At 70.0% G+C, this 14,924-nt stretch carries 5 protein-coding genes; all 5 read left to right on the top strand.

The window, feature by feature from the left end; all coding sequences use genetic code 11:
- Nucleotides 1–140: 140 nt before the first annotated feature.
- Nucleotides 141–4,970: a malto-oligosyltrehalose synthase gene (treY, locus tag ACYVO7_RS01160; protein ID WP_460448531.1), complete on the top strand. Its 4,830-nt coding sequence runs from the start codon at nucleotides 141–143 to the stop codon at nucleotides 4,968–4,970.
- Nucleotides 4,954–6,972, top strand: coding sequence for an alpha-1,4-glucan--maltose-1-phosphate maltosyltransferase (locus ACYVO7_RS01155; RefSeq protein ID WP_460448019.1), 2,019 nt, complete (start codon nucleotides 4,954–4,956; stop codon nucleotides 6,970–6,972). Before treY ends, ACYVO7_RS01155 begins: the two co-directional genes overlap by 17 nt.
- Before the next feature lie 11 nt (nucleotides 6,973–6,983).
- Nucleotides 6,984–10,244: a maltose alpha-D-glucosyltransferase gene (gene treS / locus ACYVO7_RS01150; RefSeq protein ID WP_460448018.1), complete on the top strand. Its 3,261-nt coding sequence runs from the start codon at nucleotides 6,984–6,986 to the stop codon at nucleotides 10,242–10,244.
- A gap of 50 nt (nucleotides 10,245–10,294) precedes the next feature.
- A complete protein-coding gene (glgB, locus tag ACYVO7_RS01145) occupies nucleotides 10,295–12,604 on the top strand; it encodes a 1,4-alpha-glucan branching protein GlgB (RefSeq protein ID WP_460448017.1) in 2,310 nt (769 codons plus the stop codon).
- A 64-nt stretch (nucleotides 12,605–12,668) separates the two neighbouring features.
- Nucleotides 12,669–14,924, top strand: coding sequence for a methyl-accepting chemotaxis protein (locus tag ACYVO7_RS01140; RefSeq protein WP_460448016.1), 2,256 nt, complete (start codon nucleotides 12,669–12,671; stop codon nucleotides 14,922–14,924).

The raw sequence follows: 14,924 nt of genomic DNA, 5'->3' as shown, positions 1-14,924 counted from the left end.
CTGATTGGAGTTCGCCCGTGAAGGGTCCCGCCCGCTCCTCGACGCGATCCGCCGCAAAGGCGAAATCAGCGGAAAAAGCCGCCCGGCGCTCGGCCGGGACCGCTCCTTCGGCCCAGGGATTCGACGCGGAGGTCGCCAAGCTGGCGACGCTCGCGGGCGTCGCCCAAGGCTATTCGGACGCCTATGGGGCGCCGGTCGAGACGCCGCTGGAGACCCGCCGCGCCTTGCTCGAGGCGCTGGGGCTGCCGGTCGGATCGCCGTCGCAAGTGCGCGAAAGCGCGCGCCGGGTCCGCGAGCTGCGGGCCGGTCCCGTGCCGGCGCTGGTCGTCGCGCCGATGGATCGCGCCTGGACGCTGACGCTTCGTACGCCTCTGCCGGGCGCGACCTGGACGCTCCTCCTGGAGGCCGGCGGCGCCCAGGAGGGCCGCATGGACCCGGAGGCGGGCGGCGCCCTTGCGCTGCCGCCGCTGCCGATGGGATATCACCGGCTGGAGATCGCAGCAGGAGGCGAACGCCACGTCGCCACCCTGATCGCCGCGCCCGAAAGCTGTTGGCGCCCGGACGCCCTGGAGAAAGGCGAGCGCTGGTGGGGACTGACCGCCCAGCTCTACGGCCTGCGCACCGAGCGCGACGGAGGCGTGGGCGACTACACGGCGGTGGCGGAGCTCGCCGCCGGCGCCGGCCGCCACGGCGCCTCGTTCCTGGGGCTGAGCCCGGTCCATGCCCTTTTTCCGTCCGACCGGACGAAGTTCTCCCCCTACTCGCCGTCGTCGCGGCTGTTCCTGGAGACGCTCTACATCGATCCGCAGGCCGTCCAGGCGCCCGGGAGGCGGGGCCGCCCCGCGCCCGATCCGTCATTGGAACGCCTGCGTTCGGCCAGCCTTGTGGACTACGAGCAGGTCTGGGCGCCGCGGCGCGCCGCGCTCGAGGCGCTGTGGGGCGACGGGTCGGGCTGGCTGCGGGACGCCGACTTCCAGCGGTTCCGGGAGCAGGGCGGCGAGCCGCTGGCGCTCCATGCGGCCTTCGAGGCCCTCAGCGAGCAGCAGCGAAGCCAGGGCGCGGCCTGGCCCGGCGCCTGGCCGGACGACCTGCGGGACGTGCGAAGCGCCGCCGTCGAGGCCTTCCGGCGTGAGAACCAGGACCGCATCGCCCATCATCAATGGCTGCAATGGCTCGCCGATCGCCAGCTCGGCGCCGCCGCCGAGGCGGCGCGCGCCTCCGGCATGGGGCTCGGCCTCTACCGAGACCTCGCGGTGGGCCCCGACCGGGGCGGCTCGGAGCTCTGGTCCGCGCCGGACCGCTTCGTGCCGGATTTCGCCGTGGGCGCGCCGCCCGACCTCCTCGGCCCGCAGGGCCAGAACTGGGGCCTGCCGGCCTTCAACCCGATCACCCTGGCCGAGCAGGGCCTGGCGGGCTTCCGCGCGCTGGTCGCCGCAAACGCCCGCCACGCCGGCGCGGTCAGGATCGACCACGCGTTCCAGCTTGCGCGCCTGTTCCTGATCCCGCCCGGCGCCGGCGCGGCCGACGGGGCCTATCTGGACTATCCGTTCGAGGCCCTTCTGGCGTCGCTGCGCATCGAGAGCCACCGGGCGCAGTGCCTGGTCATCGCCGAGGATCTCGGCACCGCCCCGGAGGGGTTCTCGGACGCCATCATGGCTTCCGGCGTCCTGAGCTACCGGATCTTCTTCTTCGAGCAGGACGAAGCAGGCTTTAAGCCGCCCGCAGCCTATCCCAGGGCCGCCATGGCGGCCTTGTCGACGCATGACCTGCCCACCTTCGCCGGATGGTGGCGGGGGCTCGACGTCGATTTGCGCGAGGCCTTCGGCATCTATGACGCGGACCGGGCGGCCAAGGACCGCGACCTTCGCGTCACCGAACGCGAGCGCTTCCTCGCCTCGCTCGCGGCCGAGGGGCTGGCCCGGACGGAAGCGCCCCCGGCGGCTCCGCCCGTGGCGGCCGCGTCGCGCTTCCTGGCCCGGACGCCGTCGTCCCTCCTGGCCCTGCAGGTCGAGGACGTGGCCGGCGACGTGAACCAGGCCAACATGCCGGGGCTGGTCGGCGGCTATCCCAACTGGCGGCGCCGCACGTCCAAGACCATCGCCGAGATCGTCGCCCCAGACGGCCCGCTGGCCCGGCTGGCGCAGGAGCTGAAACAGGAGGGAAGGGGGGAGGGCCTCGCCGCCTCCGCGACGGCCTCCGCCACGCCGCGCGCCACCTATCGATTTCAGTTCCACGCCGGGTTCACGTTCGACGACGCCGTCAAGGTCGCGCCGGACCTCATCCGGCTCGGGATCAGCCACGCCTATGCGTCGCCGATCCAGAAGGCGCGGCCGGGGTCCACCCACGGCTACGACATCGTCGATCACGGGCTGATCAATCCGGAGCTCGGGGGCGAGGAGGGGTTCCGCCGCTTCTCGGACGCCCTCAGGGCGAACGGCCTCGGCCTCGTCGTCGACATCGTCCCGAACCACATGGGCGTGGGCAAGGACAACCCGCTCTGGCGCTCGATGCTGGCCTGGGGGCCGATCTCCCCAGACTCGCAGGCTTTCGACGTGGACTGGGACCGTCCCGGCCTCGACGGCAAGATCCTTCTGCCTGTGCTCGGCCGGCCTTACGGGGAGTCCCTGGAGGCCGGCGAACTCCGCCTCGTCTTCGAGCCCGCCATGGGCGGGTTCTGCGTCGCCTTCCATGACGAGCGGATCCCGGTCGGGCCGCTGACATGGCCGGTGATCCTAGACCAGGCGGCGGCCGGGATGCGCCCGGGTTCGGCCGACCGCGCGGCGCTGCTCGGGGTCGCGGACGGGCTGCGCAGCCTGGCGCGCGACGCCGCGCAGGGCGAGGCCGTGTACGAGCGCGCCGCGTTGCTGGCCGGCGGCCTGGTCGAGCAGATCGGGCGCTCCCGCGGCTTGCGCAAGGCCGTCGACGCCGCGATGGAGGCGTTCAGCGGCTCTCCCGGGGACAGCGGCGGGTTCGAAGCGCTGCACCGCCTGCTGGAGGCCCAGGCCTGGCGGCTCGCCGAATGGCGCCTCGCCTCGAGCGACCTGAACTACCGCCGCTTTTTCGACGTCAACACGCTGGCCGGCTTGCGGGTCGAGATTCCGGCGGTGTTCGATCGCGCCCATGCGCTGATCGTCAGGCTCGTGCGGGAAGGCCGCATCCAGGGGCTGCGGATCGACCATATCGACGGCCTCGCCGACCCCGAAGCCTATCTGCGGGACCTTCGCAGGGCGGTCGGCGACCGCGTCTTCATCGTCGCCGAGAAGATCCTGGAGCCCGGCGAGCGGCTGCGCCCTTGGCCGCTCGCCGGCACGACGGGATACGACGTCATGGGCCCGCTCGACGGCGTGTTCGTCGACCCGGCGGCCGAGGCGGCGCTGGACGCGCTCTACGACGATGTCCGCGCCGACCCGCGGCCCCCCGGCGAGCAACTCAACGCGGCCAAGACCGAGCTTTTGGAGACGAGCTTCGCCAGCGAACGGGAAGCCATCGTGCTGGATCTCGCCGCCCTGGCCGCCGCCGACCGGAACACCCGCGATCTCGTGGCCGCCCGGCTGCGCCGCGCGGTCGTCGCCATGGTGGCGGCCTTCCCGGTCTACCGGACCTATCTGGGGGAGGGCGATCCGGCGGCGGAGGACGTGGCGCTGCTGGACCGGGTGGTCGAGGAGGCGAAATCGCGCCTCGGCCCGGCCGGAGAGGCCGCCTGCGCGTTCGTCCGTTCCGTCCTGCTCGACGACGGGCGGACGCCCCGGCGAAATCCGGCGGTCGCGGCCCGCATCCGGCGCCGCTTCCAGCAGCTCACCGGCCCGGTGATGGCCAAGGGCCTGGAGGATACGCTGTTCTATCGCCACGTCCGGCTGCTCGCCCTGAACGAGGTGGGAGGCGATCCCTCCCATTTCGGCCTGTCGGTGGACGCGTTCCATGAGGCGATGCAGGAACGCGCCCGCGACTGGCCGAACGCCATGACGGCGACGGCGACCCACGACACCAAGCGCGGCGAGGACGCCCGCGCGCGCCTGATCGCGCTGGCCGAAGAGCCGCAGGCCTGGGCCGAGGCGCTCGCCGAGACCGAGCGGCTGACGGCCTCCGCCGTCACGAGCGGGCCGAAGGGCCAGACGCCGGACGCCAATGACCGCTGGATGATCCTGCAGACGATCCTGGGCGCCTGGCCCGTCGAGCTTCTGGACGGCGACGACCGCAAGGCGCTCGCGTCCTTCCGGGAGCGCCTGCACGGCTATGTCGAAAAGGCGCTTCGCGAGTCCAAGCGCCGCTCGAGCTGGCTGGAGCCCGACGCGGCCTATGAGGCGGCCGCCAGGGAGTGGATCTCGGCCATCCTGTCGCCGAAAGGCCAGGCGCTTGCGGCGTTGCGGCCGCTCGCCAGGCGGCTCGCCCAGCGCGGCGCGCTGACGTCGCTGGCCCGAACGGCCCTGAAATGCGCCATGCCGGGCGTGCCGGACTTCTACCAGGGGACCGAGTTCTGGGACCTCTCGCTCGTCGATCCCGACAACCGCCGTCCCGTGGACTATCGGGCCCGGTCCAAGGCCCTGGGCGGCGCGGCGAAGCCGCAGGAGCTGCTGGCCTCGTGGCCGGACGGCCGCGTCAAGCAGGCGCTGACCCGCGCCCTGCTGGCGGACCGCGCCGCTTCGCCCGAACTGTACGGATCCGGCGACTACCGGCCGCTCCGGGCCGAAGGCGCGCGCGCCGCCCATGTGCTCGCCTTCGCACGCAGCGCAGGGTCTGAGGCCGTCGTCGTCGTGCTGCCGCGTCTGGCGGCGAAGCTGCTGGACGGGGAGGGGCTGCTCCCGCGCCGCGCAGCCTGGGCCGGGACCACGATCACGCTTCCCGAAGGGACATGGCGCGACGTCGTCACCGGCGAGCGGCTGCGCGCCTCAGGCGAGCCTGCGCCGATGGCGGAACTCTTCTCGCGCTTTCCGATTGCCGTTCTGAGAGCATCACATGAACCCACCTCGTAGTCAGACGCGATCCACGCCTCCGCGCGCGGTCCGCTCCCCGAAATCCATCGCCGGCGCGCCTCCCCGCGGGGAAGGGCGCGTCGTCATCGAGGGCGTTTCGCCCGAGATCGACGCCGGCGCGAGCGCCGCCAAGCGCGTGGTGGGCGACCTGTTCACCGTCGAGGCCGACATTTTCAGCGACGGCCACGACGTCGTGCGGGCCGAACTGCTCTACCGCCCCCATGACGAGACGCGGTGGCGCCGCACGCCGATGACCTTCGTCGACAACGACCGCTGGAGCGGGAGCTTCCTCCTCGACCAGAACACGCGCTGGCTGTTCACCATCGAGGGCTGGCGCGATCCTTACGCGTCCTGGGCGCGGGACGTCGCCAAGAAGCGGGACGCCGGCCAGGACGTCTCGCTCGAGCTGTTCGAGGGAGAAAAGCTGCTCCGCGCCGTCGAGGCCGGCGGCCCCGACGCCCAGACCCACGCCCGGCTCGTGCAGGCGCTGGACGCCCATCCCGAGCGCGACCCGGCCCGGCTCGACGTGTTGTTCTCGGACGAGACGGCGGCGTTCATGGACCGGCTCGGCGAGCGCGCCAACCTGTCCCGCTACCCCCGCGTCCTGCCGGTGGTCGCGGACCGCGAGGCCGCGCGCTTCTCGGCCTGGTACGAGCTCTTCCCGCGCTCCCAGTCGGGCGATCCGGTCCGCCACGGCACCTTCGACGACGTGATCGCGCGCCTTCCCTATGTGCGCGACCTGGGCTTCGACGTGCTCTACTTCACCCCGATCCATCCGATCGGGCGCACCAACCGCAAGGGGCGCAACAACGCGCTGACGGCCGGCCGCAACGATCCGGGCAGCGTCTACGCCATCGGCTCGGAGGAGGGCGGCCACACCGCCATCCATCCCGAACTCGGCACGATCGACGACTTCGACCGGCTCGTCGCCGCCGCACGCGACCATGGCCTGGAGATCGCGCTCGACTTCGCGGTCCAGTGCTCGCCCGACCATCCCTGGATCAAGGAGCATCCGGAGTGGTTCGAGTGGCGCCCGGACGGGACCATCCGGTTCGCCGAGAACCCGCCGAAGAAATACGAGGACATCGTCAACGTCCACTTTTATGGGGACGCCTTTCCGGACCTCTGGTACGCGCTGCGCGACGCTTTCCTGTACTGGATCGGGCACGGCGTGAAGATCTTCCGCGTCGACAACCCGCACACCAAGCCGATTCCGTTCTGGGAATGGGTGATCCGGGACATCAATGAGCGGCATCCTGACGTGCTGTTCCTGGCCGAGGCGTTCACCCGGCCCAAGATGATGAAGAAGCTGGCCAAGATCGGCTTCCAGCAGTCCTACACGTACTTCACCTGGCGCAATCTGAAGTGGGAGCTGACGGACTACGCGCTCGAGCTGGCCGGCGAGATGGGCGAATATTACCGCCCGAACTTCTTCGCCAACACGCCGGACATCAACCCGGTCTACCTTCAGACCAGCGGCCGGGCGGGATTCATCGTGCGCTCGACGCTCGCCGCCACGCTCTCCAGCGTCTGGGGCGTCTATAACGGCTTCGAAATCGCCGAAGCCGCCGCCCTGCCGGGCAAGGAAGAGTATCTCGACAGCGAGAAATACGAGATCAGGGCCTGGGACTTCGACAAGCCCGGGCACCTCAAGGACCATATCAGGGCGCTGAACCGCATCCGCCGCGAGCACGCGGCCATGCGGGACTTCCGCAACGTCACGTTCCTGAACGCGTGGAACGACAACATCATCGCCTACGCCAAATGGGCGGCCGACAAGTCCGAATGCGTCTTCGTGATGGTCAATCTCGACCCGCACGCCCGCCAGGACTGCGTCTACGAGATCCCGCTCTGGGAGTTCGGCCTGCCTGATTCCGGCGCGCTGGATGTCGAGGACCTGCTCCTGGGCTACCGGTTCAGGCTGCACGGCAAGTCACATCAGATCGCGCTGGATCCTGTCGACCGCTCGGTCGTGATCTGGCGTCTGAAGAAGCAGGGCTGAGAGGGGCCGGAATGATCGATCGCAGCGACCCCCAGTGGTACAAGGACGCCATCATCTACCAGGTGCATGTGAAGTCGTTCTTCGACGCCAATGACGACGGCGTCGGCGACTTCGAGGGCCTGACCCGGCGCCTCGACTACGTCAAGGATCTCGGGGTCACGGCGCTCTGGGTCATGCCGTTCTATCCGTCGCCCCTGAAGGACGACGGCTACGACATCTCCGAATACCGCGACGTGAACCCGTCCTACGGGACGATGCGCGACTTCCGTCGCTTCGTGCGCGCCGCCCACGACCGGGGCCTGCGGGTCATCACCGAGCTGGTGATCAACCACACCTCGGACCAGCACCCCTGGTTCCAGCGCGCCCGGCGCGCCCGTCCGGGGTCGAACGCCCGCGACTTCTACGTCTGGTCCGACACGGACCGGAAATATGTCGACACCCGCATCATCTTCCTCGACACCGAGCCCTCCAACTGGACCTGGGATCCGGTCGCCAAGGCGTATTACTGGCACCGCTTCTACAGCCACCAGCCGGACCTCAACTTCGACAATCCGCGCGTGCTGGAGGCCGTCATCGACGTGATGAGGTTCTGGCTCGACATGGGCGTGGACGGCCTGCGGCTCGACGCCATCCCGTATCTGATCGAGCGCGACGGCACCAATTGCGAGAACCTTCCCGAGACCCATACGGTCATCAAGAAGATCCGCGCCGCCCTGGACGAGAGCTATCCGGACCGCATGCTGCTGGCCGAGGCCAACCAGTGGCCGGAGGAGACCGCCCAGTATTTCGGCGACGGCGACGAATGCCACATGGCGTTCCACTTCCCGCTTATGCCGCGCATGTACATGGCGATCGCCCAGGAAGACCGGCATCCGGTGACCGACATCATGCGCCAGACGCCGGAGATCCCGGAAGGCGCGCAATGGGCCATCTTCCTGCGCAACCACGACGAGCTGACGCTCGAAATGGTGACCGACCAGGAGCGCGACTATCTGTGGAGCTTCTACGCCTCCGAGCGCCGCGCCCGGATCAATCTCGGCATCCGGCGGCGCCTCTCGCCGCTCCTGGAGAACGACAGGCGCAAGATCGAGCTGATGAACTCGCTGCTGCTGTCGATGCCGGGGACGCCGGTTCTCTATTACGGCGACGAGATCGGGATGGGCGACAACATCTATCTCGGCGATCGTGACGGCGTGCGCACGCCGATGCAGTGGTCTCCGGACCGCAATGGCGGCTTCAGCCGCGCCGACCCGGCCCGCCTGTTCCTGCCAGCCGTCCAGGACCCGCTCCACGGATACCAGGCCGTCAATGTCGAGGCGCAGCTCGGGACCCCGGCGAGCCTGCTGAACTGGGCCCGCCGGATGATCGCGGTGCGGCGCTCGCACAAGGTGTTCGGTCGCGGATCTCTGCGCTTCCTCTACCCGTCCAACCGCCGGGTGCTGGCCTATCTGCGCGAGTTCGGCGACGAGCGCGTGCTGTGCGTCGTCAACGTCTCGCGCGCGCCGCAGGCCGTCGAACTCGACATGGCGGAGTTCAAGGGCGCGTCGCCGGTGGAGATGACCTCCGGATCGGTGTTCCCGCCGATCGGCGACCTGCCTTACCTGCTGACGCTGCCGGCCTACGGGTTCTATTGGTTCGAGATCCGCGCCTCGGCCGAGAGCGCCGAAACCCGCTTCGGACCCAAGCCCGTCCCGGAGCTCTTCACGCTGGTGCTGACGGGCGACGCCGATAGCCTGCTGGCCGGGCGCGAGCGCGCCGGCTTCGAGCGCACGGTCGCGCCGTCCTTCCTGCCGAGCCGCCGCTGGTTCGCCGGCAAGGGCCGCCGCATCGCGCGCGTGGAGGTCAAGGACAACGCCCTGTTCACCGCTCAGGGCCGCAGCTACCTGCTGCCGCGCCTGTCGGTCGAACTCTCCGACGGCGAGCGGCAGGATTACTTCACCCCGCTGGCGATCCAGGAGAACCGGGAGGACGAGGGCCTCCTCGGCTACGCGGTGGCGCGCGTGCGCCGGGGCGCCCGCACCGGGCTCGCCGTTGATGCGGACGCCACGCCCGACTTCGCGCTCGCTCTGGTCGAGGCCATGCGGCGCAACGAGACGCTCGGCACGCGCGAAGGCGCGACGCTCCGCTTCGCCGGGACGCCCGCCCTGACCGAGATGGAGGATCTGTCGTCGCTCGAGGTGCGCCGGCTGGGGGCCGAGCAGAGCAATTCGTCGATCGCCTTCGGCGACTCCCTTCTGCTGAAGCTCTACCGCCGCATCGAATCGGGGGTGCATCCCGAGGTCGAGGTGGCCCGCTTCCTGACCGAGGAGGCCGGGTTCACGGCGACGCCGCCCTATCTGGGGTCGCTGGAGTCCGTCGCGCCGGACGGCTCGAGCACGGCGCTCGCCATCGCCCAGCGCTTCGTCCGCAACCAGGGCGACGCGTGGTCCTGGACCCTGAACGCGCTGACGCGCGAATTCGAGACCCTGGCGCTGGTCGCTCCCGAGGTCGCCGATCCCATCGATGAGACCTTCGCGGCCTACATGCCCTACACCCGCATCCTCGGCCGGCGCACGGCCGAGATGCACCTCGCCTTCGCCACGCCCACCTCCAACCCGGCCTTCGCGGCCGAGCCGCTCACCCTGGCGGATGTCGAGGAGGTCGCGCGCGACGCCCGCGCTTTGGCGGACCGGGCCTTCGCGGGGCTGGACCGGACCGTCGCGCCCGACGAGCGCGCCGCGCACGCCATCGCCGACCTGCGCGAGCGGCGGCAGGACGTCTACGACCTGATCGGAAAGCTGACGCGCGAGCCCGTGAACGCGACGAAGACGCGCGTCCATGGCGACTATCACCTCGGCCAGGTGCTGATCGTGCGCGACGACGTGCTGATCGTCGATTTCGAGGGCGAGCCGTCGCGCCCGCCGCACGAACGCCGGATGAAGTCGACGCCCCTGCGCGACGTCGCCGGGATGCTGCGGTCCTTCGCCTATGCGGTGGAGACGGCGGTGCGCGACATCCGGGCCAGGCTGCCGGACGGGGCGGGGCGCGTCGAGGTCGCCGCCAAGGACGTGCTGATCCTGGTCGAGCGCGTCTTCCTGGCCGCCTACGCCGAGATCGCCCAGGGCGGCGCGGCGTGGGTGGGGGACGACGCGACCCGGACCTCGCTGCTGCGTCTGCAGCTGCTCTCCAAGGCGCTCTACGAGATCGGCTACGAGGCCGACAACAGGCCCGACTGGATCGAGATCCCGGTCCGCGGAGTCCTGGGTATCCTGAATGGCGAGGTGGTGCGCTGATGTCGGGCCGAAACACGAACGACAAGGATGGCGCCGATCAGACCGCCGCCATGCGGTCCCATCCGAATGATCGGGGCGGCGCCGCGTCGGGCCGGGAGGCGGCCAGCGTCCTGCAGCCCGCGGCGACCGGACAGGCCGGCGGCGGCTCCGCCCCGCGGGATCTCTCCGCCGAGGCGATCGCGGCGGTCGCGCACGCCTCCCATGGAGACCCGTTCGCCGTGCTCGGACCCCACGAGGTCGCGCCCGGCCTATGGGAGGTCCGCGCCATGTTGCCGCAGGCGCTGCGAGTCTGGATCGTCGGCGTCGACGGCGAGACAGAGCTGGCCGCCATGCAGCGTCGCCATCCCGCCGGCTTCTTCACCGGCCGCTTCGAGTCGGGCGGGCGGCCCGGCTACAGGCTGCGCATCGAGACCGCCGACTCCACCTCGGTCGCGTACGACCCCTATTCCTTCATGAACGTGCTGGGCGAGGAGGAGCTGATCCACATCGCAAGCCCGGGCAGCGACACGGTCTACCGGGCGCTCGGCGCGCACCGGCGCACGATCGGCGGCGTCGAGGGCTTCGCCGTGGCGGTGTGGGCGCCCAACGCCAGCCGGGTCAGCGTCGTGGGCGACTTCAACGGCTGGGATGGCCGCCGTCACCCCATGCGCCTGCGCCACCAGGCGGGGATCTGGGAGCTGTTCCTGCCCGAGGTTCCGGCCGGCGGCCGCTACAAGTTCGAGATCCGCTCCCACAATGGCGGCCTGCTGCCGCTCAAGGCGGATCCCGTCGCCTTCGCGGCGGAACGTCCGCCCGCCACCGCGTCCCTCTTGCACGGACAGCCCGTCCAGGAGTGGTCCGACGCCGACTGGATGGCCAGGCGCGGGGACGGCGACCCCCGGTCGAAGCCGATCTCCATCTATGAATGCCATCTGGGCTCCTGGGCCAGGATCCCGGAGGAGGGCGACCGTTTCCTCACCTATCGCGAGATGGCCGAGCGGCTCGTGCCCTATGTGCGCGACATGGGTTTCACCCATATCGAACTGCTGCCGATCACGGAGTTTCCGTTCGACGGGTCATGGGGCTACCAGCCGGTCTCCCTGTTCGCGCCGACCAGCCGGTTCGGTTCGCCGGAGGATTTCGCCTTCTTCGTCGAAGCCGCCCACAATGCGGGCCTCGGCATCCTGCTGGACTGGGTGCCGGCGCATTTCCCCAACGATCCGCACGGCCTGGGCAATTTCGACGGCACGCATCTCTACGAGCACGCCGATCCGCGCCAGGGCTTTCACCAGGACTGGGGCACCTACATCTACAATTTCGGCCGCCAGGAGGTCGCGTCCTTCCTGGTCGCCAACGCCCGATTCTGGCTGGAGCGCTACCATCTCGACGGTCTGCGCGTCGATGCGGTGGCCTCGATGCTGTATCTCGACTATTCGCGCAAGCAGGGCGAGTGGGTGCCCAACCGCTATGGCGGGAACGAGAACCTCGAGGCGATCGACTTCCTGAGGCGGATGAATGAGACCGCCTACTCGGTCGCGCCGGGCGCGATCACGGTCGCCGAGGAGTCCACGGCGTGGCCGGGCGTGTCCCACCCCACCTACACCGGCGGCCTCGGCTTCGGCTTCAAGTGGAACATGGGCTGGATGCACGACACGCTCCGCTACATGACCAAGGAGCCGATCCACCGCCGCTATCACCATCACGACCTGACCTTCGGGATGCTCTACGCCTTCACGGAGAACTTCGTGCTGCCGCTCAGCCATGACGAGGTGGTGCACGGCAAGGGCTCCCTGCTGGGCAAGATGCCCGGCGACCGCTGGCAGCGCTTCGCCAATCTGCGCGCCTATTTCGGCTTCATGTGGGGACATCCGGGCAAGAAGCTCCTGTTCATGGGCGGGGAGTTCGCTCAGGAGCGGGAGTGGAACCACGACGCCAGCCTGGATTGGCATCTGATCTCCGATCCGCTCCATCGGGGCGTGCAGGCGCTGGTGCGCGACCTCAACCGGGCCTACCGCACCATTCCGGCGCTGCACGAAGGCGACGCCGAGGGGCAGGGCTTCTCCTGGCTGGTCGCCGACGACCGGGACAACTCGGTGCTCGCCTTCGCGCGCTTCGGCAAGGACCGGGACCGGCCCGTCATCGTCGTGTGCAACTTCACGCCCGTGCCGCGAGCGGGCTACCGCATCGGCGCCCCGGCGGGCGGGTTCTGGCGCGAGGTGGTCAACACCGACGCGGACATCTATGGCGGCAGCGGGCTCGGCAATCTCGGCGGGATCGAAGCCGTCGAGCAGGAGAGCCACGGCCAGCCCTTCTCGCTGATGCTCACCTGCCCGCCGCTCGGGACGCTGATCCTGGATCGCGTCTCAAGCTCTGGCGGGTGACGCTTAAGCCTTTGGGAACCATCAATCGGTAAGATCCGGCTGATCATTTCAGCAGGGCCTTAGGATGAAGACTCGTTTCAGGCTGAGCACCAAGGCCATTCTGGCCTTCTCGGCGATGGCGGCCGTGTGTCTGACGGCGGTCCTCACCACCGTGGTCACGGTCGGGGCAGCCAAACGCTCGGTCGAAAGAATGGGCGCGATGACGGCCATCCTGCGCCGGCAGACCCAGGCCGACATGCAGCACGACACCTTGCGCAGCATGGTCTTCATCGCGCTTCACGACGGCGCTCGCAGGAGCGCATCGACGAGCGAGGCCACCAAGGACCTGGACAAGACGATCGCCGAACTGGAGAAAAACATCGCCGACATCCCCGACACGGGCGTGTCGGAAGAGGTGGGGGCGGCCAAGCCGGCTCTCCTGGCGCTGACCAAGACATATACGCGCAAGGTCCGGGAGCTCATCGCCCTGGCCTTCGCGGATCCCGCCGCCGCTGAGACCAAGCTGCCCAGCTTCGACCTCACCTTCGAGGATCTGGCGAGCGCCATGGACAAGATGGGCGACATGATCCAGGCGGCGAACGATCGAGCCGAGCGCGACACGCACGCCAGCCAGGACTCCCTTCAGACCACCAGCATCGTGTCGGGCGGCCTCATCCTGGCGTCGCTCCTGCTGATGCTGGCGTGGATGCGCCGGGGCGTCATCGCCGGAATCCTGTCGATCCGCACGGCCCTGCTCGACCGCAAGGGCGCCGGCGAACTGGACCGCGTCAGGCAGGCGCACATCGGCGACGAACTGGGCGAGCTCGCCGGCGAGATCCAGGGGTTCCGCCAGGCGAGCCTGGAGGCGGCGCGGGTTCGCGCGGCCCTTGACCACTGCCCGATCAACGTCATCGCCGCCGACAATGAGGGCGTGATCGTCTATGCGAACGCCTCGGTGCTGGGGCTCATGCGCCGCCATGCGGACGAGTTCAGGGCCATGGTGCCGGGCTTCGAGCCCGACGCCGTGGTGGGCTCGCGCATGGACGTGTTCCACCGCGATCCCAGCCGGGTGAGGGACATGATCGGCGGCCTGAACGGGGTGCACCGCCAGCGGATCAGGGCGTCGGCCCGGACCTTCGAGATCATCGTCAGTCCGATCACCGGCCCGGACGGCGAGCGCCTCGGCGCCATGCTCATCTGGGACGACGTCACCGAGATGCTGGCCGCCGACCAGGAGCTCTCGGCCATCGCGACGGCGGCGTCCGAAGGCGACTTCTCCAAGCGGATCAGGACCGAAGACAAGCAGGGCTTCGCCCGCGACATGAGCGCCGGGCTGAACGCCATGTCGTCGCGCGTGGAGACGGCCGTGAACGACTTCGCGTCCGTTCTCGGGCTCGTGGCGAACGGCGACCTCACGGCGGTGGTCGCCGAGAACTACGGCGGCGGACTGGGCGAACTCAGCGAAAGCATCAACCGCACGGTCGCCCGCCTCGCCGAGACGGTGGGCCAGATCCAGGCCATGTCGACCGAGGTGACCGGCGCGGCGCGCGAGATCAACGAGGGCGCGCAGGACCTGTCGCGCCGGACCGAGGCCCAGGCCTCCTCGCTCGAGCAGACCGCGTCCACCGTGGAGGAACTGGCCGCCTCCGTCCGCGCCAGCGCGGAATCCTCGGCCAAGGTCTGCGCCATCGCCGAGCAGGCGCGCGGCGTCGCGCAGGAAGGCGGGGCCATCGTGTCGCGCGCCGTCGAGGCGATGTCCAGCATCGACCAGACCAGCCGCAAGATCTCCGACATCACGACCGTGATCGAGGACATCGCGTTCCAGACGAACCTCCTGGCCCTCAACGCCGCCGTCGAGGCGGCCCGGGCGGGAGAGGCGGGCAAGGGCTTCGCCGTGGTCGCCTCGGAGGTGCGCTCCCTGGCGCAACGGTCGAGCGAGGCCGCCAAGGACATCACCGGCCTGATCGCCGCGTCCAACGCCGAGGTGACCAAAGGGGTCGAGCTGGTCCGCGCGGCGGGCGGCGCCCTGGGGCGGATCGTCGAGGCCTCCGTCACGGTCGCGTCCAGGGTGTCGGAGATCTCCGCCGCCTCGCTGGAGCAGGCCACCGGCATCGAGGAGATCACCAAGGCGGTGTCGCAGCTCGACGAGATGACGCAGCAGAACGCCGCGCTGGCCGAGCAGAGCGCCGCCTCGTCCGACTCGCTCAGCGCCCAGATCCGGTCCCTGAACGACCTTGCGGCCGCGTTCCGGACCCGCGAGGACCGCCCCGTCGCGGGCTCCGGCTACGCCGCCGCGCCGTACCGGCCGCCCTTGGCCAGGGCGGGCGTCGGGCGGCGCTGA

It is taken from the genome of Alsobacter sp. SYSU BS001988 (assembly GCF_054796215.1).
The sequence above is the reverse complement of the archived record's forward strand: the minus strand, read 5'-3'. Positions and strand labels throughout refer to the sequence as shown.

Excerpts from the sequence above, each read along its gene's own strand:
- treS (WP_460448018.1), top strand. The coding sequence starts at position 6,984 with ATGATCGATCGCAGCGACCCCCAGTGGTACAAGGACGCCATCATCTAC.
- ACYVO7_RS01140 (WP_460448016.1), top strand. The coding sequence starts at position 12,669 with ATGAAGACTCGTTTCAGGCTGAGCACCAAGGCCATTCTGGCCTTCTCG.
- ACYVO7_RS01155 (WP_460448019.1), top strand. The coding sequence starts at position 4,954 with ATGAACCCACCTCGTAGTCAGACGCGATCCACGCCTCCGCGCGCGGTC.
- glgB (WP_460448017.1), top strand. The coding sequence starts at position 10,295 with ATGCGGTCCCATCCGAATGATCGGGGCGGCGCCGCGTCGGGCCGGGAG.